The following is a 23,091-nucleotide window of genomic DNA, read 5'->3' as shown; positions in this document are numbered from 1 at the left end:
TTTTATTATTTTTTAAGGAAGTTGTCATAAAAAATAGAATCTTGTCTTAAATCGCTTATTTTAAGCTTGTTTATTTTTATTTATAATTACCTGATAATCAATTAATTAACTCATATGTACCATCAAAACGCTGATATCTGACGGGGATACGCCCGAAATGCGCGAAGCCTGCCCCAATGTTCTGGGTTTTACTTTCGCTAATTTCTGCCTGGCTTCTATGGACAGTGAAGTTAACAAACTATAATCGAAATCAGGATTAATTTCTCTATCTTCCATCTTCTTCATGCGGTTGACGATCTCGATTTCCTTTTCGAAATAGCTTTCGTACTTGAGATTAATTTCAGCCTGCTCTATGGTTTCGTTGTCGAATTGAGAAACGTATTGAGCAAAGCCTTCGTCCCCTTTGACGATGTCCTGTATATTAACCTGCGGTCGGGCAAGTACGTTACTTAAACGAGTTTTTTGTGCAAGTGCACTTGAACCCACTTCGGCCATTACGGCATTCATCTTCTCGAGATCGGTTGAATTCTGCTTGAGGTATTCAATGATGTTATTCGAATTTTCTATTTTAGCCTCTACCTTCTTTAGTCTTTCTTCACTCACCAATCCCAGTTTGTAAGCTAATGGTGTAAGGCGGATATCGGCATTATCCTGACGTAATAAGAGCCGGTGCTCTGCTCTCGAAGTAAACATACGGTAGGGTTCTTCGGTTCCTTTTGTGACAAGGTCATCCACCAGTACACCGATATAGGACTCTGATCTTTTTAGAATAAGTTCTTTATCGTCATTGATACGTTGATGTGCATTTATACCTGCAAGGAAACCTTGTGCTGCTGCTTCTTCGTACCCTGTGGTTCCGTTGATCTGTCCGGCGAAGAAAAGGTGTTTCACCAATTGAGTTTCCAATGTTAGGTCAAGCTGCATCGGTGGAAAGTAATCGTATTCTATTGCATATCCCGGACGGTACATCTTGGCATTTTCAAAACCCGGAATGAGTTGAAGAGCTTTTAACTGTACATCTTCGGGAAGCGAAGTCGAGAAACCATTTACATATATTTCCACGGTTTTGAATCCTTCCGGTTCCACAAAAATCTGATGTCGCTCACGCTCCGCAAAGCGATTGATTTTGTCTTCTATGGATGGACAATAGCGTGGTCCTAACCCTTTGATCCGTCCGGTAAACATGGGTGATTTTTCAAAGCCGGTGCGGAGCATTTCATGTACCTTGTCGTTGGTATATGTAATCCAGCAACAGCGTTGTTCGGTGGGCATCTCTACATCTGTATAGGAGAAACGTCCCTTCTTTTCATCGCCCCATTGTTCTTCCATGAGCGCATAGTTGAGACTGCGACCATCAATTCTCGGTGGAGTACCGGTTTTCATTCTGCCCGATTCGAAGCCTAGGGAAACGAGCTGTTCGGTTAATCCTGTAGCAGCCTTCTCTCCTGTCCTACCGCCGCCAAATTTTTTATCACCGATGTGGATCACACCGTTTAGGAATGTTCCATTTGTTAGGACAACAGCATCCGATTCAATTTCTATTCCCATGGAAGTGATTACGCCGCATGCTCTTCCGTTTTTAACGATGACCTCTTTTACGGTGTCTTGCCACATATCGAGGTTAGGTAAAGATTCTAATTGTAATCTCCACTCTTCCGCAAATCGCATACGGTCATTTTGTGTACGTGGGCTCCACATTGCAGGACCTTTTGAAAGGTTAAGCATGCGGAATTGAATCGTTGATTTGTCTGCAATGATTCCGGTGTATCCACCCATTGCATCTATCTCTCTTACGATTTGTCCTTTGGCTACACCACCTATAGCTGGGTTGCAACTCATCTGAGCTATCACACCCATATTCATAGTAATAAGTAAAGTGGAAGAACCGAGATTGGCTGCTGCTGCTGCTGCTTCACATCCGGCATGTCCGGCACCTACTACAATTACATTATATTTTTTAAACATTTTTATATCCTTGTTCCACGTGAAACGTGGCTTTTTATTTGTCTACAAATTTACTCTTTTCTTTAGGTTCCACGTGAAACCCAATGAAAAATTTTACATAAAATCGGCCAGATATAACCAGCGCTCGGACTTTTGATCTATTTGTTCTTGCATTGTTTTTATCTCTTCTGCCAGTGTTGAAAGTTTGGTATGATCTGTCAGTTGGTTTAGTTCCTCAGTCTTGGCTTTCACCTGTAGTTCGAGGCTTTCTATTTCTGATTCGAGTTTATTGTATTCGAGTTGCTCCTTATAAGAAAGCTTTTTCTTTTCTTCTTTTATCTGAGGTTTCGCTATTTCCTGAATGTTCTTTTTTTGCTTTTCCTTTTCTAGTTTTTGAAGCTCGTCTTGTTCTATTTTAAAGTCGGCATAGTTTCCATTATAGATACGGATCTTGCCTGTCCCTTCAAATATGAAAAGTTGGTCAGTCAACTTATCCAATAGATACCTGTCATGGGATACCAATATCAGCACGCCCCTGTAGTTGTCGAGAAACTCTTCTAGTACATTTAGGGTATCGATGTCCAAATCATTGGAAGGCTCATCCAGTATAAGGAAATTTGGATTCTTCATTAATACCCGCATCAGCTGGAGACGTTTTCGCTCCCCGCCGCTAAGTTTGTTGACAAAGCCAAACTGCTTCTCCGGAGGAAATAAAAAGTGCGTGAGTAATTGAGATGCCGTAATTACTTCTCCGTTTGCCATCTCAATATAGTCCGCAATATTTTTTACAACATCAAGTACGCGGTCATTTTCGTTTACTTCGAGTCCCCCTTGTTTATAGTATCCATATACGGTGGTCTCTCCTACTGCTATGGTTCCGGCATCTGGGGTTTCTTCTTTTGTGATAAGATTTAGAAAGGTCGATTTACCTGTTCCATTCTTTCCAGCCAGACCTATGCGGTCTCCTTTTTTGAAGGTGTAAGAAAAATCCGTAATGATTTCTTTTGGTCCATAATGTTTGGATACATGTTCCAGTTCAAGAATTTTAGATCCCTGTCTACTTACTTTTACACTAAGTTGAACGGAGTCGTTTCCCTTTATTGATTTTGACTTTTCCTCCAGATCGTAAAACGCTTCGATACGGGATTTCGATTTGGTACCCCGAGCCTGAGGCTGGCGCCGCATCCATTCCAACTCTTTACGAAGTAGATTTCTGCTCTTTTCGACCATGACTGCATCTATCGTCTCGCGATCCGACTTCTTCTCTAAAAAATAAGCATAGCTACCTTTATAAATATATAGATTGCCCCTGTCCAGTTCCCGGATTTCCGTACAGATATTATCGAGAAAATAGCGGTCGTGTGTGACCAAAAGTACCGTTTTATTTCCGGTGGTAAGCAGCTTCTCTAACCATTCAATGGTCTCTATATCCAGGTGGTTGGTTGGTTCATCGAGGATATATACGTCTGGTTCATCTATCAAAAGCTTGGCTAGTGCCAGCCTTTTGCGTTGGCCCCCGGAGAGACTTTTTATATCCTGTTGAAAGTCCATAATGTTTAGGCGATTTAAAATCGTCTTGATATTATGCTCATATTCCCAGGCGTTCAGTGAACTTATTTTTTCAGTAAGATCTTCTAATTTTTTCTGGTCGATATCACTGCTTTCGAGAAGTTCTTCATATTCCCTGATTAGACGCTGCTGATCGTTGTCCGCACTATATATAAAATCGTTGATTGATTTTAATCCTGTGAAATCAGGATCTTGTTCGAGAAAACCAATTTTTATACCTTTTTCCTTGACAACTTTTCCTGATGTTGGCAAGGTACGGTCTGCTAAAATAGAAAGCAATGTTGATTTGCCTGTACCATTTATTCCGACCAAAGCCACCCGTTCTCCTTTTTGGAGTCCGAAGTGTAAATCTCTAAAAAGCCACCTATCGTGGAAGGAATGGCTTACTTGTTCTGTAGCTAAAATACTCACGTTATATCACCCAAAAATTAATTTTAGTCATTTTTAATACAATAAAATTCCCTTCAAGAATCCATTACCCTTGATGGTTTTTAATGTTTTGAAAATCAAATAGTTATATATATCTTTTTGATTTTCAATTATTTATATATTGAATCAATAATCTGTTTTGATTGCTGACTAATTAAATCTGTTGGGTGGCTTTCTATACGATGTTAACCGCTGCATGACGGGTAAATTGCCTTCGCGCAGCATGGTCTCAGTAACAGTTGATTTAGAATGCACGCAAAAATAAAGAAATAGTTTCTTATTCGATGCGAAAAAAGCTTCGTTGTGTGATAAATCGGCAATAATGATATTACCTTGATAAATTTAATTCAATGCATAATCCGCAATCAGATTGAAGCGTGGTATTTCAACCTGAAAACTGCTATTATCCAAAGAACGGATCATGTTGTAATGACCTTCCATGAAACCAAATTCACTGTTAAGATTACATCCCGAAGTATACTGATGTATCTGGCCCGGTTCGATGACAGGCTGCTCGCCTACAACGCCTTCGCCCGATACTTCCCTATAGTCGCCTTTTGCATCAAAAATTTTCCAGTAACGACTTAGCAATTGTACCGTGTAATCACTCAGATTTTCTATGCTAATGTGATAAGCAAACATAAAATGTTCACGGTCGGGATTAGAATACTCCGATTGATAGATGGTTTCAACCGAGATTTTTACGCCTTCTGTAATTTGTGTGATCATTTGGATGATGTTTATTGTTGCAACAAATACTTATGCTAAAATACTAATAATGAGTTTAAAATTTGCAAACTTAATCATTTTTAAAGGTTAAATTATGCTAAGTATAAAATTACTACAATCAAATGATCGTTAATTAGTAGGTTTGTATATGGCAAATGGTATATTATATTTAATTCCCGTTCCTCTGAGCGATGATGCTGCATTCCAGTCTTTTACTCCCTATTTGGTTGAAACAATCAATACATTGGACGAATATATTGTGGAAAATGAAAAGACTGCAAGAAAGTTTCTAAAGCTAGCAGGTTTAAAAATACCCCAAAGTGAATTGAAAATACATGATTATGGGAAACATGCACGGGACAAAGGAAATATTAATGATTTTTTTGAGGGCTTGAAGCAAGGTAAAAATGTGGGCCTCATGTCGGAGGCTGGCTGTCCGGGAGTAGCGGATCCGGGCGCTTCTGTTGTGGCCCGCGCGCATCAGCTCGGGATTAAAGTGGTGCCATTGGTTGGTCCCAGCTCCATCTTATTAGCACTTATGGCTTCAGGATTTAGTGGACAGAAGTTCGCTTTCCAAGGTTATTTGCCCATTGACAAAAACGAACGTACGAAGAAGATTAAAGATCTTGAGCTACAATCCATGCGTGAGAAGCAAACCCAGATTTTTATCGAAACACCTTTCCGTAACAATCACCTGCTGGAGGATCTTCTGAAAACCTGCAAATCGAATACTCAGCTCTGTGTAGCCTGCAATGTGACCTCAGCCGATGAATCTATACGGAGTCTGACTATCGCGGAATGGAAAAAACAAAAAGTGGATTATCATAAAAAACCAACCATATTTTTATTGTATGTCTGACTTTTTTTTGTTGCGTTCTCCCCTACCCTGCTTGATCTGATAAGGCGATTTTTATATGAAATAGGTATTTAAACAGTAATTAAGGGAGGTTTAGTTAATAAGTGAGCACTCACGTTTTCCTTTTTCGGTAACAAAACGGTAAATGCATGTTGGAACATAGCAAATTGTTGAGTAGATTTAGAAATAGTGATAAGATTATTTGATGTAAATATAATGCAATGATATTTAGTAGATTAGGTTATTTTATATTGTTTTTTTCATTAGCTGTAGGCTTAAAATCTACTTATGCACAGCAAACTACTTATGTTATTGTGCATGGTGCCTGGGGCGGTGCCTGGCAATTTAAAAAGACAGCAAATGAATTGGAGAAAGAAGGACATAAAATCTATCGCCCCACACTAACGGGCCTGGGAGAACGTTATCATTTAGCGGACACTTCTATTGGTTTACAGAACCACATCAACGATGTTATCAATACGATATTATTTGAAGATCTTCGGGATATTGTATTGGTTGGACATAGCTACGGTGGAATGATAATAACCGGTGTAGCAGACAGTCTTCCGGATCGGATAAAAAAGTTGGTCTATTTAGATGCCATCCTTCCGGATGATCAGGAGTCCGTCCTGAGTTTGATGGTAAAGCCTGATGGGGACAATGGTCTTTTAAAACTTGAGAAGGACGGATTTATTATTCCATTTTGGGTAAAGGACGAAGGCAAGTTTCCGCGGGATGTCCCCCACCCTTTGAAAACGATGACTGATAAAATCAGTTTAAGAAATCCGAAACGGGAGACAATTCCGGCAACTTACATCCTGACTTACGAAGATAATAAGGCAATGGACAAAGATGACTTTTATCCATTTTATGCAAAAGCAAAGCAGCGTCATTTTAAAACCGTTGAATTGATCAGCGATCACAATCCGCAAATAAAAAAGCTGAAAGAATTAGTAGATTTGTTATTACAGGAAAAATAAATAAGAGTAAGATATTTCAATGACGCAAGAAGAATTAGTAAAAGAATTAAGTAAACCCGAAGTACTGTATGCAGCCTTAGCCCTGGTCGTTATACGGATTATTATCTGGTTGTTATTTGCGAATACAATTCGCCGGACATTAAACTTGATAGCGGTGGAAAATAGATTGATGACACCCGGTCAGTCTTGGTTGGTCGCCATTCCATTGATCAATATTTACTGGAATTTTCAGGTTGCTTCCCGTCTGCGGGATTCGCTCATCAATGAGTTTTATGATCGCAAGATTGCTGTTGAGGAGAATCCGACCTTTCGGAAAGGATCGTTATATGCATGGATCTATTTGGCTACAAATATTCCCCTGCCATTTTCTATTTCAGGTGTGCTGGTGATCATGCACTTTGTCACATTGGCTAACTATTGGTTTAATATCAATGCAAATCGTAGAATTTTGGAAGAACATGATAAATTTCGAGAAAAGGAGGTCATTATAAACGATGAAAATTAAAGCAGTTATTCAATACCTGGAGCAGCTGGCTCCATTGGATTTGCAGGAATCTTACGATAATGCCGGACTTATTGTCGGCCATGCAGATCAAGAGATTACCAAAGTGTTAATTTCGTTGGATTGTACGGAGGAAGTTGTACAGGAAGCGATCGAAAAAGGGTGCAACTTAATTATTTCGCATCATCCCATTGTTTTCAAAGGATTAAAAAAGTTCAACGGAAAGAATTATGTTGAGCGTACTGTCATAAAAGCTATAGAAAACAAAATTGCCCTGTATGCAATACATACCAATCTGGATAATGTTATTGGCGGAGTTAATTCAAAAATCGCGGATAAGCTGGGCTTAGTTAATCAGGCGATATTGGAATCAAAACCCAATGTACTGCGCAAGATGGTTGTATTTGTGCCAAGGAGCCATGTAGAAGAAGTCAGGACAGCCCTATTTGAAGCCGGAGCGGGCCAGATCGGTAAGCATTATGACCAATGCAGTTTTAATACGGCCGGTTATGGAAGTTTCAGGCCGTTGGCCGGATCTGCACCTACGATCGGCGAAATTGGAACACAGGAACGTGTTGAAGAAACGCGGATTGAAGTGATCTATACCCGTTCAATTGAAAGAAAACTTCTTTTGGCACTTTATGAGGCCCATCCCTATGAGGAGGTCGCTTATGATCTTTTTGATTTGCAGAATACCGCGACAGCAATTGGAGCTGGAATGATCGGCAACTTAGCGGAGCCTATGGATGAACGGGAGTTTTTGGCTTATCTGAAAGAGAATCTCAAACTGAATGTAATTCGTCATACCGCGCTTTTAGGGAAAAAGGTTAGCAGGGTTGCTGTTTGCGGTGGTGCAGGTGGTTTCTTATTAGGGGCGGCAAAGCGCTCAGGAGCTGATTTTTTTGTTACGGCTGATTATAAATACCATGAATTTTTTGATGCGGAGGGTGAAATTGTCATTGCGGATACGGGACATTTTGAGAGCGAACAATTTACGCAAGAATTATTGTACGACATTATTACGAAAAAATTTCCTAACTTTGCAACCTTAACAACAGAAATAGATACAAATCCTATAAAATACTACAGTTGATGGAACAAACCGTAGAACAAAAATTGAAAGCACTATGGCTTTTGCAAGCCATACATACTAAAATAGACAAAATTCGCCAGGTTCGTGGTGAGTTGCCTATGGAAGTTGCAGATCTTGAAGATGAGATTGCGGGTTTAGAGACTCGTATTGAGAAGATCAGAACAGACTTAGACGATTTAGAAGATTCGATCGTTAAGCGTAAAAACATGATTAAGGATGCCCAGGCTGCCATCAAAAAATATGAGTCGCAGTTAAATGAGGTAAAAAACAATCGTGAGTACGACGCTATTTCGAAAGAAATTGAAATCCAGGGTCTTGAGATTCAGGTTTGTGAAAAGAGAATCAAAGAAGCAGAATTCGAGATTCGTAACAAAACAGAGAACTACGATGCTACTGTAGGTAACCTGGAATACAGCAAAAATGAACTTGAGGGTAAAAAGAAAGAATTAGAAACAATTACTTCAGAAACTCAAAAGGAAGAAGATGCTTTATTGGCTAAAGCTGCAGAAGCGGAAGCGAATATCGAAGAGCGTTTGGTAAAAGTTTACTACCGTTTACGTAATTCTTTCAAAAATGGTTTGGCGGTCGTTTCTATCGATCGTGATAGCTGTTCAGGATGTCACAATAAAATCCCTGCTCAGATGCAATCTGAGATTCGTCAACGTAAAAAAATCATTATCTGCGAACATTGCGGTCGCGTTTTGGTAGACGAAGGTATCGTATTGGAAATTGAGCAAGAATACGGTTTTTAATCGTTAATAAAAGGATAAAGCCCTGCCCATAAAGCAGGGCTTTTTTTATATAGTATATTTTATGCAACTTTGTTGATATACGATGTGATTTATTGGACAAAATAGTAGCTTTGTAGAGTAAGTTGTAACCTTTATATTTTTATGAATATGATATGCCGAGCATTGTACTGAACAAAATAGTAGCTTTGCATATTAATTTTAACCATTGAGCATTTATGAATAAAACTCATTTTAAGTTTATTGCTGCATTTTTGATCGGGACTTCATTTCTACAGGTCAAAGCCCAGGAAACTTTATTACTCCGAAATCCAAGTATCAGCGCCAGTAATATTGCTTTTGTGTATGGTGGAGATATCTGGATTGCAGACAAGAACGGTGCAAATCCGAGACGTCTGACAACAAATCCTGGTGTCGAACAAAACCCGATGTTCTCTCCTGATGGCAAGAAAGTTGCTTTTACGGGCAATTATGACGGTAATACAGATGTGTATGTTCTTCCTATTGAAGGAGGGGAACCGCAACGCATTACTTATCATCCTTCTTCGGATGTATTACGTGGCTGGCTGAACAATGATGAAGTTTATTATACGACATCCCGTGATTTTACCTATGCACTAAGCCCACGATTATACAGTTCTAATATTCAGCGACTGGGTATGGATAAGGCTTTATTGATGCCTGAAGCAACACAGGGTAGCCCCTCCATGGACGGACGCTATTGGGCCTATATCAAAAATACCGATCCCACAGAGCGGGATCGCGTGGCTTTCAAGCGCTATAGAGGTGGCGGTACACCTACCATCTGGATTTTTGATACAAAAACAAAAGAAATAGAAGCAATTCCCCAGGTAAAAAGCAACGATGTGAAGCCTCTTTGGTTAGGTAATAAGGTTTATTTCCTGTCGGATCGCGATAAAATAGTCAACATCTTCAGTTACGATACCAAGTCAAAGAAAGTTGAAAAGCTGACTGATTTCAAAGATTACGATGTGCGCTCGCTAAATGGAAACGGTAATGAATTGATTTTTGAATACGCGGGTGTATTGAATACATTAAACTTAACAAACAATAATAAGGTAACCGCCCTTCACATTAGTGTCAATACGGATGCTATGTTTAAGCGTCCTTTCTATAAAAATATCAAGGACGACATTCGTTATGCGACCCTGTCTCCCACAGGTCAACGTGCTTTATTTGAATCTAGGGGCGAGATCTTCACCGTACCCAAGGAGAAAGGTGAAGCACGCAATTTATCGAATTCGCCGGGGTCACACGAACGTTTTCCGGATTGGTCGCCCAACGGAAAATGGGTTTCTTATATCTCAGATAAGAACGGTTCTTATCAGCTCGTTTTAGTGGATCAGTTTGGAAAGGATCAGCCGCTATATTTCAATCTGGGCGAGACCAATTTTTATTTTGAACCTACATGGTCTCCGGATTCGAAGAAGCTGTTTTATAACGATGCTCATCTCAATTTGTACTATATTGATATCGCATCTAAGGCTATAGTGAAGGTTGCGGACGATAAACTGAGCGGCCAAACCGGCAGAGTTTCGAATCATTTTCAACCGAGCTGGTCTCCGGATTCCAAATGGATTTCATTTACACGTACCTTAGAAAACGGCGTACCGGCTGTGTTTATGTACAATCTGGATACCAAGAAAACGCAGCAGATTACAGATGGCATGAGTTCTGTTCGTAGCACTGCTTTTTCACAGGATGGGAAATATCTTTTCTTTACAGCAAGTACCAATACAGGATTGACCAATTCTGGTCTGCACATGTCGGCTACACAACGTAATGTTGACTATGCCGTGTATGCTTTCATCCTGTCAAGTAAAACCCCTTCTTTCTTTAAGAACGAAAGTGACGAAGAGCAGATCCGTGAAGATAAAGCGGACAAACCTGCGGAAAAAGAAAGCAGCAAAACAGCACGCGTAAAAGAAAACGATAAAAAGGCACCGAAAAAGGATAAAAAAGAAGAAACTCCGGCCAGTAAGCCTGAGGACAAAACCATTCCAGTAGATTTTGACCGTATTGAGAATCGCATTGTCGCTTTACCTTTGCCGGTAGGTACTTATTGGAATCTGAACGGGCTGGTTCCAAACCAGTTGACGTATCAGCGTGGAGGTACCATCGGAGCCTATGATTTCAAAGATCTGGAAAATAAAACATTGGTGGAGAATGCCCGTAGTTTTGTGATCAGTGCCGATGGCAAGAAGATGTTATATCAGACAGCCAACGGTTATAATATTGTGACGGCCGGACAGAAAGTTGCCTCCCCGACTGCAGGTGTTATCAAATTGGATGGTATTCAACAATTGGTGGATCCTGTCGCAGAATGGAAGCAGGTCTTTAATGAAGTCTGGGCAATGCAGAAAGATTATTTCTATGTGGAGAATATGCATGGAGCTGACTGGAAAGCCATGAAGGCCAAATATGAGAAGTTTCTCCCTTTTGTTAACCATCGTTCTGATTTGGGGTATTTATTGAATGAAATGATGGGCGAAATGGTTGTTGGACACAATTATATTTATCCGGGTGACCAGCCTTCTACCCCATCCGTGTCGGTGGGCGTATTAGGAGCCGACTATACGATCAAAAATGGCTATTACCAGATCGCGAAGGTATTCACACGCCTGGAATGGAATCCTTCTTTTAAAGCGCCGTTGGCAGAACCGGGATTGAATATCAAAGAAGGTGACTACATTGTCGCTGTAAATGGTATTGAATTAACGGAAGACAAGGATATCTATAGTTTATTTGATAATACAGTAGGCAGACAAGTGACGTTAAGAATTAATTCCAAACCATCGCTTGTTGGCGCCCGCGAAGTCGTTATAAAACCGATTTCTTTTGCAGATGAAATGAGTTTGCGCAGCATGGAATGGGTGGAACGTAACCGCAAGAAAGTGGATCAGCTAAGCAATGGACAAATAGCTTACGTATACATGCCAAATACCGGTCCGGAGGGATACACCTACTTCAACCGTTATTATTTCTCTCAGATGGATAAAAAGGCCCTTCTGATGGACGAAAGAAACAATGGTGGTGGCTGGGTAGCCGATTACGTCATTGACTTACTTTCCCGTGAATTAATTGCTGGGTGGGGGATCCGTGATGGCAAAGGATTTACGACGCCGGGCAATGGTATCTACGGGCCAAAAGCGATGATTATTAATGAAAATGCGGGTTCAGGAGGTGATATGATGCCTTATATGTTCCGCTTCAAAGGTTTGGGTAAGCTGGTTGGCCGCACTACGATGGGTATTCTGGTTGGTATCAGCGGATATCCGCCGTTGTTGGATGGTGGACGCATTACCTCGCCAAACTTTGGAGTATACGACCTGAAAGGTAACTGGATTATAGAAAATGAGGGTGTCGCTCCGGATATATTTGTAGAGCAATTACCGAAGGATCTCTTAGAAGGACGTGATCCACAATTGGAAAGAACGGTGAAGATTTTATTGGAAGAAATGAAAACCTACCCTTACAAAAATCTACAAAAACCAGCAGATCCGATACGGGTAAATTAATAGATCAATATCAATATTGTATAAAAAGGTTCCGGAAATTATTTCGGAACCTTTTTTATATTCCATCTCAGCGCTATTTACTGGATTTTGATACTTATTTTTTTAGTGTTTCCAACTGATCCGGAGCCTTTCATAATACCATTTTTTCCACTGATCCGGTCAGGGATGTCTTATTGAATTGCAGCGAAATGTATAAAGTGGCATGCTTTTATTGTTATCTTTAAAACATATTTAAAATTTTATGTATCCCGAGCAAACTACTTCCCCATTTCAATCATTATTGCGTCTGGTCCTGTTGGTCATCGGATTTACCTTTCTCTCGCAGGTCATCGGTATCCTTATGCTCTTTTTCTATTACAAATTTACAGGACAGGTATTTTCATTGGCTGCCCTCATGCAAGGTTCCGCAAATGAAATGCGTTTTTTGTTGTTGATGAGTAGTCTGGGGTCCTTTGTTGTACCGGCATATCTGATGCATACACGTGAGGGGTATGGAATCACTTATTTTAAACAAGAATACGCGCCACAGGCAAAGCAGTTTGCCTATATCTTTTTTGCCATGCTTGCTTTTATGCCGCTGATGAGTCTAATCGGACATTGGAACGAATCATTACAGCTGCCGGATAATATGAGGTCCGTGCAGGTTTGGATGGAGCGCAGTGAGCGAGAATCAGGAGATCTGATCAAAGGAATTATCGTGGAAACCAGCTTTTTCGGATTTCTGTTTAATCTGGTGGTTTTGGCGCTGATACCGGCCATAGGCGAAGAACTTTTATTCCGCGGTGTCCTCCAGAATATCGTCGGCAGGTGGATTTCCAATCCTCATGTTGTCATTTGGATTGTTGCAATCGTCTTCAGCGCCATACACCTGCAGTTTTTTGGTTTTATACCACGGATGCTGCTGGGGGCATTTTTCGGTTATCTCTATGTCTGGAGCAAAAATATTCTGTTACCTATTTTTGGTCATTTCGTCAATAACGCCGGAGCGACGGTGATGTCTTTTTATTACACACGAAATGGTAAAAGTTATGAAGAAATCAATGCATTTGAGCTGCAATCTTGGTGGATATATGTTGTAGGCTTCATTTTTACTGCTATTTTTGTATTCTTATTTTATCTGTCAACACAAAAAGGAAACCATGGAGAACGATTGGAAGAAAATTAAAACATATACAAATGCTATTCAGGCTGAAATAGTAAAACAGATGCTGGAAGAGAATGGTATCCCGGCCGTGGCATTAAATAAACAGGATTCTTCCTATTTGTTTGGAAAAATAGAACTATATGTTAGTGAAAACTCGGTTGAAACTGCCGAAAGATTGATTGAAGAAGCAGAGGGAGCGAATTAAGATGAAGACAAGAGCGATAACCGGTGCTATTTTTGTAGTTGTCATGGTGGCATCCACTTTATTCGGGCCATACCTATACAGTATCTTTTTTACGCTGTTAAGTGCATGGTGTCTGTATGAGTTTTATGGTATCGTGTCGTCCGAAGAGCGTGCGCCCAATAAGGCCTTGGGAATCATTTTGGCCATTACTGGATTTGCTATAGGATCTATGGTGGCTATGGATCTTTTGGAACCTAAATTTCTTTGGCTCATTACGCCATTGATCGGTTTAACCTATATTATTTCACTTTTTCAAAAGCGAAGTTTTCCCTTTAATGATATCGCCTATACTTTTTTGGGTATCTGCTATGTCACATTTCCCTTCTTTCTTTTTGCAAAGCTGGGTTTTATCAATGGCGTTTATAACCATTATATTCCCCTTGGTTTTTTAATATTGCTCTGGACCAATGATACTGGCGCATATCTTGCCGGCCGGAGCTTTGGTAAACATAAACTTTTTGAGCGTATCTCTCCAAAGAAGACCTGGGAAGGTTTTTTTGGCGGCTTCATTTTGGCTATTGTAGTCGCTATAAATCTGGAGAAATATTTTGGAAGTCTGCCCTTATGGCAATGGATCACTGTTGCCATGATCATCAGTATTGTTGGAACATTGGGAGATCTGGTTGAATCAATGTTAAAAAGGAGCTTACATGTCAAGGATTCGGGTAGTATCTTACCGGGGCACGGTGGCTTTTTGGACCGTTTTGACGGTTTATTATTGGCTGCGCCCATGGTCTACGTTTTCTTAATTTTAATCAGTTAACAGCATTATGAGTCACATTCAAAAATCTACCTTTGATTTTTTGACAGAATTAAAGGAAAATAATTCAAGGGAATGGTTTGCGGAGAACCGCGAGAAATATGAGTCTGCATTAGCGGATGTCCGGAGTTTTCTAACCGATTTAATAGCTGCGCTGAGTGAATTTGACCCCAAAATAAATACCTCCATTCAAGCCAACAAATGTCTGTTCCGTATCTATAGAGATACTCGTTTTTCAAATGATAAAACCCCTTATAAGACTTGGTTTGGGGCTGGGATATCTGTTGACGGAAGGAAGTTGCACGGTCCTGAATACTATATTCATATCGGTGCTGAAAATTCATTTATTGCCTGTGGTTATTGGCGGCCGGAGAAACCTCATCTGGAAGCGATAAGACAGGAAATTGACTATAATGGTGAGCATTTGGCAAAAATTCTCAACGGAGCCTTGGATGATGGAAAAATAACGCTGTTCAAAGAAGATCTGCTTAAGCGTGCTCCTGCCGGCTATGGTGAAGACAATCCCCATATTGATTTTATCAAGCTAAAAAGCTTTGTTCTGGATCAGCCCCTGACCATTAAAGACCTGTCAAACAAAAATGCGCTGGATAATATTAGCGCCTCTTATAAAAAGATGTTACCGTTCAAGGAGTTTTTACAAGAGGCGATAGAAAGTGAGTAGTTTACTCTGGCAGGCTAATTTTGCCCATACAAACCGCCGGAGAGTTTTTAATGTGTTCAACATTAGATCTTGTTCCAGCGAGGGTTTCATTCGCCAATAAAGCAAAGAGAACAGCCTCCTTGGCATCTGGGTCAATCCCCAGGTTGGCGAAGCTTTCTACTTTGCAGTCGGGCAGATTGGCTTTGATACTGTCAAAAAGCAAAGGATTATGTAATCCTCCGCCACTGATATATACAGAGACGTTCGGTAATCCTGCTGCTTGCCGGCGTATGCCGTTGATCATGGCCTGAGCCGAAAAGCGATTGAGTGTAGCCATGACATCCTCATGCGGAAGCGCTACTGTATCTGAACGTTTTTGAGCCTCTTTTAGGTAAGTTAGGTTGAACAGTTCCGGTCCTGTAGTTTTGGGAAACGGCAAGGCTAAGAATTCTTCGGCCAGAAGCTGTTCCAACAAGTCCTTATTGACACTTCCTTTTTTTGCGATCGTGGCGTTTTGATCCATCTCTAGGTCAAAATGCGCTTTCATATACTGGTTCATCATGGTATTTCCCGGGCCCAGATCCGTTGCATAAGCCTCCAGTTGACTTTGATGACTTGGTATGAAGGTAAAATTAGAAATGCCGCCTATATTTAGCAAGAACCTGTTTTCAGTAGGGTGAGAAAAAAGCAGGTAGTCGCCATAGGCTGCCAATGGCGCGCCCTCTCCTTCGGCAGCGATGTGTTTCTGCCTAAAATCTGAGAGCGTAATTATGCCCGTATGTATAGCGATATGATCTCCATCACCGATCTGTAATGTACTGTTAGGCCAATTAAGGTCTTTTGTCAGCGATTGCGGTGCATGGTAGACGGTTTGTCCATGACTGGCGATACAGTCGATTTCAGCAGCTGAAATGTTCCAGCTTTTGAGTGCTTGATTAATCAAATTCGCATGGGTGATACCTATGTATGCATTAAGGCCCGAAAATAGCTGCTGGTCGATGGTTCTTTTTGCGAATATTTCACGGACTTTGGTTCTAAAAATATCCTCGTAGTCCATTGTGATAAACTTTTCCAAACTGATTTTGGTCGTATTTCCGGCATTTTCAATACGGCATAATGCGATATCAAGGCCGTCTAATGAGGTTCCGGACATCAGACCAATAATAAAGCGCTCTTTTTTTAGGCCGATCTGATAAAGTTTTTCGATTTGAGGATTCATAGCTTAAAAATAAACACAAAAATGATATTCATTATAACATTTTTGACAATTGAAGATATTTTGTAACTTCACGGCATTAAAAATCAAAAAATTAGATACAATGAATTTTCCAGCAGAATTGAAATACACCAAAGATCACGAATGGATTCGTGTTGAAGGTGATGAAGCAGTTGTAGGGATTACCGATTTCGCTCAACGTGAATTGGGTGACATCGTTTTTGTTGACATTAACACTGTAGGTGAAGAAGTTGCCGCAAATGAAGTTTTCGGTACAATCGAAGCTGTAAAAACGGTTTCTGATCTGTTTTTACCTGTAGCAGCTACAATTTTATCGGTTAATGATGCAATTGATGCTTCTCCTGAATTGGTGAATTCTGATCCTTATGGTGAAGGCTGGATTGTTCGTATTAAATTGAATAATGCAGCTGATGTAGATGCATTATTATCTGCGGATCAATACAAAGAAGAAATCAACGCTTAATATCGGTGTAATAAAAAAGGGGCTTAATTTTAAAATTAAGCCCCTTTTTTGTTGCCATCTACTGGCATTTTATGACCGTCTTGATCTTTGCCTCCGGCATATCGACATCACTTGTCATCTCTGTTATTTTAGTCAGACAGCTCTTTTTATCCAATACATAAAATCCCTGAATACTACCCACCTGCTTTGCGTCCGATCCAAACATTTTTCCTTCCACATTTACTTTATATCCCTGCTCATTCACTTCGGCGAGTGTCATTTTGTTTTCAATTAGTAAGCCTGATTCTTCCGATTCGGTTTTTGAACTCCATGATTCGCCAACAGCAATGGCCTGTTCAGGTAATACGGTGCTGATATTTTCAAACATACTTCGATCGAAAGGCAGATTGACACCTTCAGGCAATTGTATATCCGAAGATTTTCCCAATTGATCTATCGAAAAGCCTATTTTACTATCCACTAGCTTGCCTACAGTAGCATGCATCTGTTTTGAAAATTCATTGGCTTCGGGATTTTTGGAATCATAGGTCATTTCCATGGCTTCTCCGCTCATTTTCATGTTGATGCCTGTATAGACAAGCTCAAATAGAAAGGAGTTGTCTTTCTTGGCTGTGTTTGTAATATCAAACCCCATCGTCAAATCGGTCACAATCTTCTGTTCCCCGGTTTCGATGTCCATTGCCATAATCACATTTTGCGCTATTTTCTTGCCCTCGTCCGGATTTACCCGTAGGGTGTATTTTTTTTGTGCGGATACAGATAGGGCTATAAACGCAAATAGAGCAGTCAAAGCCATTGTTTTTAGTGTTTTCATCTATTGGATTTTAGTGTTATTGAATAACAGGACAAATAAATATATAAAAAAACCCTTTTACATCAGTAAAAGGGTTTTTTATTTGCTTCGAAAAGTAACGGAATTACTTTTTGATATAAGATACTTCTTTCACGGCTTTAACCACTTTTTCTACACTAGGTAAAGCAGCTTCGATCAAGGTTGGCGCATAAGGAAGAGGTACGTCAGCACAGTTCACACGGATAACAGGAGCATCCAAATAATCAAACGCATTGCGTTGCACATTAAATGCCAAATCCGTAGAGATTGATGCCAAAGGCCAAGCTTCTTCTACGATAACCAGACGGTTTGTTTTCTTAACAGATTCGATAAGCGTAGGGTAATCAATTGGGCGCACAGAACGCAAATCGATCAATTCTACACTGATGCCTTCTTTTTTCAATTCTTCAACAGCAGGGATTACAACACGAGGGAGCATTTTACCGAAAGAAACAACAGTAACATCAGTACCTTCCTGGATGATATTTGCTTTTCCGATTTCGAGGTAGTACTCTTCTTCAGGAACTTGGCCTTTATCGCCGTACATGACCTCAGATTCCATAAAAATAACCGGATCTGGATCAATAATTGAAGATTTCAATAAACCTTTAGCTTCGTAAGGATTTGAAGGAACAACCACTTTCAATCCTGGCGTATTTGCAAACCAGTTTTCAAAGTTTTGAGAGTGTTGTGCTGCTAGCTGACCTGCATTTCCTGTCGGGCCACGGAAGACTATAGGGATAGAAAATTGTCCACCGCTCATGGAGTGGATTTTTGCAGCAGCATTGATAACTTGGTCAATCGCAACAAGTGAAAAGTTAAATGTCATGAACTCAACGATCGGTTTTAGACCGTTCATTGCCGCACCAACAGCGATACCAGCAAAACCAAGTTCAGCAATAGGTGTATCAATGATACGTTTTGCACCGAATTCATCGAGCATACCTTGGCTTACCTTATAAGCTCCGTTATACTCAGCAACTTCTTCACCTAATAAAAATATTTTGTCGTCTTTACGCATTTCTTCGTTCATCGCTTCACGAAGTGCTTCTCTGAATTGTATTTCTCTCATCAGTTGTAAAATAGTGTCAATTTTTAGATTACAAATCTACTATTTAAAATTGATATTTTGAAGATTTGACCAGCCTAATTGTATAGTTTTATGTCATTTTTTAATAAGTAAATGACTTTTGTATTAAATTTTGGAAAATAAGTCCGACAAGAAATCCAATGTTTGGATAAGTGCCTTATTACTATTCATTATTGCCAGCGGAATGTTCCACGTGGCACGGTTTCTTTTTTCCACATAATTGGAGATGCCCCGAAGCTCGATCACCGGGAGATCCATTTTATCCGCTGCAAAGAAAACTGCAGCGCCTTCCATGCTCTCGATACAGCTGTCGGGGTGGAGCTGTTGAAGTTTTGCAATTGTATCTGCATTCCCGTGTACCTTATTTACTGTGATGCCTTGCCCCTGGGGTAAAAACGGAAGCACTATATTTTCACCATGAAGCAAAGACGATTGAAATTTGGATTTTCCGTAACCCAATTGTTCGATCGGAATAAATTGTTGGTCATCCTCCGCCCCCAATTCGACCAACGATTCTGAGATGACCTGTACAACCGCGCCTATTTTCAGGTTGCGGTCCAAGCAGCCCGCAATACCTATATTTATAAGGAGGTCATATTTATTCTCGTGCAGCACCCTTCCTAATTCAAATGCTGTTGCCACCATTCCTACACCTGTGATTATTGTGTCACAGTCGGGGTAATTTGCGGCAACCTCCAGAAAAGGCTGAATTTCGAATTGCGTGGCAGAAACGATTAATATTTTCATGATGAACTTCTTTATAGTATGCGAAAATTACGAATTATCGAGCAGGTCTCGGGTACTTTGATGTAAAAATCAGCGGAGGATCTTTCTCCGTCAATTATATTACCCTATTCTGACGGCATTACTAAAATAGAAATGTTAAAATTGGCCTTAAAGCCGTATCTTTGTATTATTATGATATTTATAACTCGTCGTGAACGTTTTTGTGCAGCACATAAGCTGTATCGTGAAGATTGGAGCAATGAACAAAACGAACAGGTGTTTGGGCTTTGTTCTAATCCAAATTGGCATGGGCACAATTATGACCTTTTTGTCACGGTCAAGGGGGAAGTAAATCCCGAAACTGGTTTTTTGATCGATTTAAAGATCATGAAAGAAATTATCAACCGCAACATTATTGACAAAGTGGATCATCGTAATTTCAATTTGGATGTTGATTTTATGAAAGACGTCATGGCTTCTACAGAAAATATCGCTATTGAGATATTCAAAATCCTCAAACCGCTTTTTGAGGAAGAAGGAGTTGCATTGCATAGTGTACGTTTGCATGAAACCGAAAATAACTACGTCGAATATTTTGGCGATTAATCTTTAATACATTTAAATAGTAGAAACTATGAGTCAACACTCATTTGACAGCGAAGAGTTGGATGGATATATTAAGATCGACAAATACAATACTGAAAAAGTAGATCGCATCGCTTCTCATTATACAGATATATTGGAATGTTTGGGCGAAGATCCCAAGCGTGAAGGTCTGGTAAAGACTCCTGAGCGTGTCGCTAAAGCCCTGCAATTTTTAACGCATGGATATGATATTGATGCTGCAGAAGTGCTTAGAGGAGCCATGTTTGAGGAAGATTATAGCCAGATGGTGGTTGTAAAGGATATTGAAGTGTACTCCTTGTGTGAGCATCATATGTTACCATTCTTTGGCAAGGCACACATTGCCTATATCCCAAACGGTCATATTGTAGGCTTGAGTAAAATTCCTCGTGTCGTGGACATCTTTGCCCGTCGTCTGCAGGTACAGGAACGTCTTACCAATGAGATCAGAGATTGTATTCAGGAAACCTTGGGCGCCCGTGGAGTCGCTGTGGTGATGGAGTGCAAACACATGTGTATGGCTATGCGTGGGGTACAAAAACAAAACTCCGTTACGACGACCTCCGCATTTACAGGCGCATTTCAAAATGACGTAACACGCTCCGAATTTTTACGCTTGATCACAGCCGATCTTGCTTAGTATTTTTATCGCTAAATAATAAAAATAAGCCCTCGCGAAGCACGTCTTCACGAGGGCTTATTTTTTGATGAAATCGGGAAAGAAATACAAAAATCAAAAAATGGGGATAGTGCGTTTTTGGGCTTTTAAGGCTAGTCGCTAAAAAATCTCTTTACAAACCGATAATTATATCATGCTGTTTATCAGTTTTTTATAAAAAAATATTTTTATCATAAAAATGTTTTTTGGTACCTTTGTGGTTATGGAAATTGTTGCCAACGATTTAGAGTCCTATTTGGAACATACTACAGACGAAGAAAATTCGTTACTGAAAAGGGTAAATCGGGAGACATATTTGAAGGAAACAATGCCCCATATGTTATCTGGTCATTACCAGGGAAGAGTTCTTTCTTTATTGAGTAAATTGGTTGCTCCAAAACGTATTTTGGAGATCGGAACTTTTACGGGATATGCAACATTATGTCTCGCGGAGGGTCTTCAACAGGATGGGATATTACATACCATTGATCTCAATGAAGAGCAACAGGAACGAGTCCAAGGGTATTTTGATGGGTCTGAATTCGCGGATAAGATCCGATATCATATTGGTGACGCAGCAGAGATTATACCCACATTGAACGAAACATTCGATCTGGTATTTATTGACGCTGATAAAAAGAGGAATTTATATTATTTCGAAACGATAATAAATCAAGTTCCGTCTGGGGGACTTATTTTGATTGACAACGTCTTATGGAAAGGTAAGGTGTTGGATTCAAAACCAGACAACCAAACAAAGCAGATCATTGATTTGAATGCACGTTTAGCTCAGGACAAGCGCGTAGAAAAGGTAATACTACCGATTCGAGACGGACTTTTTGCATTGCGCAAGAAGTAATTTGTGAACTAAAACATTCTTCATGAATTTAAAACAATTAAAAAGCTTTGTACTGTTACTGGCTTTAGCAACTTTTGGGATTTCAAAAGTTTCAGCTCAAAGTGCGGCATATGTCGATAAGTACAGTCCAATAGCAAAAGAAATGATGGAGGAACATGGCGTTCCGGCATCGGTTATCCTAGCCATCGCTATGCATGAAAGCGGAAATGGGCGTAGCAGGATAGCAAAGAATTTGAATAACCATTTTGGTGTCAAAGGAAGAAACAATAGTACCGTTATTCGGTCAGCTTACAAAGGTTATCGGTCTGTATTGGACTCATATGATGACTTTGTAGGAATAGTAAAAAGAAAAAAGACTACTCAAAGCCTTTTTGAAAAACATCCGGGAGAAAAATATGAAGCTTGGGTAAAGGCAATTGCTCGTTCGGGGTATTCTACAAGTAGAGACTGGACAGCGAAGGTACTTAAGACGATTAAACTATATCATCTTGATGTATTTGATAATGATTCCAAGCAAAATAAATTCTCGTCTACAAAAAAATAAGCACGAAAGTATTGCATGAAGAAGTTTTTTTATGGCATGATTGTATTCATGATGTTGATTACATCATGTTCAAGCCGGAGAGGCACATTATCATCGGCTAAATCCGGCTCCAATTCAAAAACTTCTTCATCTTCTTCTTCAGGTCGGCCTTCCATGGCAGGAAATGACTACATTGCTCATTATAAAGATATCGCAATTGCAGAAATGAACAAATATGGCATTCCGGCCAGTATCAAACTTGCGCAGGCCCTGTTGGAGTCTGGCAATGGTAACAGCTACCTGGCGCGTGAAGCAAATAATCATTTCGGTATTAAGTGCGGTGGTGTATGGAAAGGTAAATCCGTGACCCGCCCCGACGATAATATCAACGACTGCTTCCGTGTATACGATAATCCCGAGCAATCGTTTAAGGATCATTCCGAATTCCTGCTACGTCCCCGTTATTCAGGTTTGTTCAAGTTGGACAAAAATGACTACAAAGGCTGGGCCAAAGGGCTTAAAGCTGCGGGATATGCAACCAATCCCCGTTACCCGGATTTATTGATAGAAATGATCGAGCGATATCATCTTGATCAGTATGACCGGGGAGAGACGCCGAAGGAGAAGGTGGTACGTGAAGAGACCGTGCAAGAGGAAATCGTGCAACAGGTTCAGGAGGCCCCTCCTGCTGTGGTCAAGACCGAAGAAATCAAAAGCCCCGTGGCGATGCGTATTCACGAGGTAAAAGCACAGGATACCCTTTATTCGCTGAGCAAACGCTATAATGTCTCTGTCGAACAGATCAAATCACTAAATGACTTAACAGATGAAGCATTGTCCTTAGGACAGCTATTGGTTATATCTAAATAGTTACGCTTTA

General features: G+C 40.2%; 23 protein-coding genes. 16 read left to right on the top strand and 7 right to left on the bottom strand.

The window, feature by feature from the left end; genetic code table 11:
• Nucleotides 1–105: 105 nt before the first annotated feature.
• The 3 genes from mnmG to apaG all read right to left on the bottom strand — a co-directional run bounded on the left by mnmG (nucleotide 106) and on the right by apaG (nucleotide 4,671).
• Entirely contained in the window at nucleotides 106–1,965 is a 1,860-nt protein-coding gene (gene mnmG, locus G6053_RS30500; protein WP_165309521.1) for a tRNA uridine-5-carboxymethylaminomethyl(34) synthesis enzyme MnmG, read from the bottom strand.
• 93 nt (nucleotides 1,966–2,058) lie between these two features.
• The gene (abc-f, locus tag G6053_RS30495) at nucleotides 2,059–3,924 is read right to left on the bottom strand and encodes a ribosomal protection-like ABC-F family protein (protein WP_165309520.1); all 1,866 of its coding nucleotides are present in this window, start codon (nucleotides 3,922–3,924) and stop codon (nucleotides 2,059–2,061) included.
• A gap of 360 nt (nucleotides 3,925–4,284) precedes the next feature.
• Nucleotides 4,285–4,671 carry a Co2+/Mg2+ efflux protein ApaG gene (apaG, locus tag G6053_RS30490; RefSeq protein WP_104384765.1) on the bottom strand — a complete coding sequence of 129 codons (387 nt, stop codon included), beginning with the start codon at nucleotides 4,669–4,671 and terminating at the stop codon, nucleotides 4,285–4,287.
• Between the two features lie 148 nt (nucleotides 4,672–4,819).
• Here apaG and G6053_RS30485 point away from each other — a divergent pair, with 148 nt between their 5' ends.
• From G6053_RS30485 to G6053_RS30440, 10 genes are all read left to right on the top strand, one after another.
• Nucleotides 4,820–5,530 (top strand): SAM-dependent methyltransferase, encoded by a 711-nt coding sequence (locus G6053_RS30485; RefSeq protein ID WP_165309519.1) that lies wholly within the window; start codon nucleotides 4,820–4,822, stop codon nucleotides 5,528–5,530.
• Between the two features lie 218 nt (nucleotides 5,531–5,748).
• Entirely contained in the window at nucleotides 5,749–6,507 is a 759-nt protein-coding gene (locus G6053_RS30480) for an alpha/beta hydrolase (protein ID WP_108635427.1), read from the top strand.
• 19 nt (nucleotides 6,508–6,526) lie between these two features.
• Nucleotides 6,527–7,012 carry a hypothetical protein gene (locus G6053_RS30475; protein ID WP_108635428.1) on the top strand — a complete coding sequence of 162 codons (486 nt, stop codon included), beginning with the start codon at nucleotides 6,527–6,529 and terminating at the stop codon, nucleotides 7,010–7,012.
• Nucleotides 7,002–8,102 (top strand): Nif3-like dinuclear metal center hexameric protein, encoded by a 1,101-nt coding sequence (locus G6053_RS30470; RefSeq protein WP_108635429.1) that lies wholly within the window; start codon nucleotides 7,002–7,004, stop codon nucleotides 8,100–8,102. The genes G6053_RS30475 and G6053_RS30470 overlap by 11 nt, the downstream gene beginning before the upstream one ends.
• On the top strand, nucleotides 8,102–8,854 hold the full coding sequence (locus tag G6053_RS30465; protein WP_077436898.1) for a C4-type zinc ribbon domain-containing protein: 753 nt from the start codon (nucleotides 8,102–8,104) through the stop codon (nucleotides 8,852–8,854). The genes G6053_RS30470 and G6053_RS30465 overlap by 1 nt, the downstream gene beginning before the upstream one ends.
• Nucleotides 8,855–9,069: 215 nt before the next feature.
• Nucleotides 9,070–12,390, top strand: a complete 3,321-nt coding sequence (locus G6053_RS30460) for a S41 family peptidase (protein WP_108635430.1) — start codon at nucleotides 9,070–9,072, stop codon at nucleotides 12,388–12,390.
• A 241-nt stretch (nucleotides 12,391–12,631) separates the two neighbouring features.
• Complete coding sequence (locus tag G6053_RS30455; protein ID WP_165309518.1) at nucleotides 12,632–13,555, top strand: CPBP family intramembrane glutamic endopeptidase; 924 nt, start codon at nucleotides 12,632–12,634, stop codon at nucleotides 13,553–13,555.
• On the top strand, nucleotides 13,530–13,739 hold the full coding sequence (locus tag G6053_RS30450; RefSeq protein WP_108635432.1) for a DUF2007 domain-containing protein: 210 nt from the start codon (nucleotides 13,530–13,532) through the stop codon (nucleotides 13,737–13,739). The genes G6053_RS30455 and G6053_RS30450 overlap by 26 nt, the downstream gene beginning before the upstream one ends.
• Nucleotide 13,740: 1 nt before the next feature.
• Entirely contained in the window at nucleotides 13,741–14,541 is an 801-nt protein-coding gene (locus G6053_RS30445) for a phosphatidate cytidylyltransferase (protein ID WP_108635433.1), read from the top strand.
• Nucleotides 14,542–14,548: 7 nt separating this feature from the next.
• Nucleotides 14,549–15,220 (top strand): DUF2461 domain-containing protein, encoded by a 672-nt coding sequence (locus G6053_RS30440; RefSeq protein WP_165309517.1) that lies wholly within the window; start codon nucleotides 14,549–14,551, stop codon nucleotides 15,218–15,220.
• 1 nt (nucleotide 15,221) lies between these two features.
• Here the strand turns inward: G6053_RS30440 and G6053_RS30435 are convergent, their stop codons facing one another.
• Nucleotides 15,222–16,418, bottom strand: a complete 1,197-nt coding sequence (locus tag G6053_RS30435; protein ID WP_165309516.1) for an anhydro-N-acetylmuramic acid kinase — start codon at nucleotides 16,416–16,418, stop codon at nucleotides 15,222–15,224.
• Nucleotides 16,419–16,518: 100 nt separating this feature from the next.
• On the opposite strand from G6053_RS30435, the gene gcvH reads away from it, so the two are divergent.
• Entirely contained in the window at nucleotides 16,519–16,899 is a 381-nt protein-coding gene (gene gcvH / locus G6053_RS30430) for a glycine cleavage system protein GcvH (RefSeq protein WP_104384777.1), read from the top strand.
• Nucleotides 16,900–16,957: 58 nt separating this feature from the next.
• Here the strand turns inward: gcvH and G6053_RS30425 are convergent, their stop codons facing one another.
• The 3 genes from G6053_RS30425 to mqnB form a co-directional block, all read right to left on the bottom strand.
• Nucleotides 16,958–17,713: a DUF6263 family protein gene (locus G6053_RS30425; protein ID WP_108635436.1), complete on the bottom strand. Its 756-nt coding sequence runs from the start codon at nucleotides 17,711–17,713 to the stop codon at nucleotides 16,958–16,960.
• A 103-nt stretch (nucleotides 17,714–17,816) separates the two neighbouring features.
• Nucleotides 17,817–18,803 (bottom strand): pyruvate dehydrogenase complex E1 component subunit beta, encoded by a 987-nt coding sequence (locus G6053_RS30420; protein ID WP_108635437.1) that lies wholly within the window; start codon nucleotides 18,801–18,803, stop codon nucleotides 17,817–17,819.
• A 123-nt stretch (nucleotides 18,804–18,926) separates the two neighbouring features.
• Nucleotides 18,927–19,568, bottom strand: coding sequence for a futalosine hydrolase (mqnB, locus tag G6053_RS30415; RefSeq protein WP_165309515.1), 642 nt, complete (start codon nucleotides 19,566–19,568; stop codon nucleotides 18,927–18,929).
• Between the two features lie 171 nt (nucleotides 19,569–19,739).
• On the opposite strand from mqnB, the gene G6053_RS30410 reads away from it, so the two are divergent.
• From G6053_RS30410 to G6053_RS30390, 5 genes are all read left to right on the top strand, one after another.
• Nucleotides 19,740–20,153 carry a 6-carboxytetrahydropterin synthase gene (locus G6053_RS30410; RefSeq protein WP_108635439.1) on the top strand — a complete coding sequence of 138 codons (414 nt, stop codon included), beginning with the start codon at nucleotides 19,740–19,742 and terminating at the stop codon, nucleotides 20,151–20,153.
• Between the two features lie 28 nt (nucleotides 20,154–20,181).
• The gene (gene folE / locus G6053_RS30405; RefSeq protein WP_108635440.1) at nucleotides 20,182–20,811 is read left to right on the top strand and encodes a GTP cyclohydrolase I FolE; all 630 of its coding nucleotides are present in this window, start codon (nucleotides 20,182–20,184) and stop codon (nucleotides 20,809–20,811) included.
• A gap of 241 nt (nucleotides 20,812–21,052) precedes the next feature.
• Complete coding sequence (locus tag G6053_RS30400; protein ID WP_165309788.1) at nucleotides 21,053–21,688, top strand: O-methyltransferase; 636 nt, start codon at nucleotides 21,053–21,055, stop codon at nucleotides 21,686–21,688.
• A 22-nt stretch (nucleotides 21,689–21,710) separates the two neighbouring features.
• A complete protein-coding gene (locus tag G6053_RS30395; RefSeq protein ID WP_108635441.1) occupies nucleotides 21,711–22,232 on the top strand; it encodes a glucosaminidase domain-containing protein in 522 nt (173 codons plus the stop codon).
• Nucleotides 22,233–22,247: 15 nt separating this feature from the next.
• Nucleotides 22,248–23,081, top strand: a complete 834-nt coding sequence (locus G6053_RS30390) for a glucosaminidase domain-containing protein (protein WP_108635442.1) — start codon at nucleotides 22,248–22,250, stop codon at nucleotides 23,079–23,081.
• The last annotated feature ends 10 nt before the right edge of the window (nucleotides 23,082–23,091 follow it).

The organism is Sphingobacterium sp. DR205 (assembly GCF_011064245.1).
Classification (GTDB): Bacteria; Bacteroidota; Bacteroidia; order Sphingobacteriales; family Sphingobacteriaceae; genus Sphingobacterium; species Sphingobacterium athyrii.
This window is presented reverse-complemented; position numbering and strand designations above follow the sequence as displayed.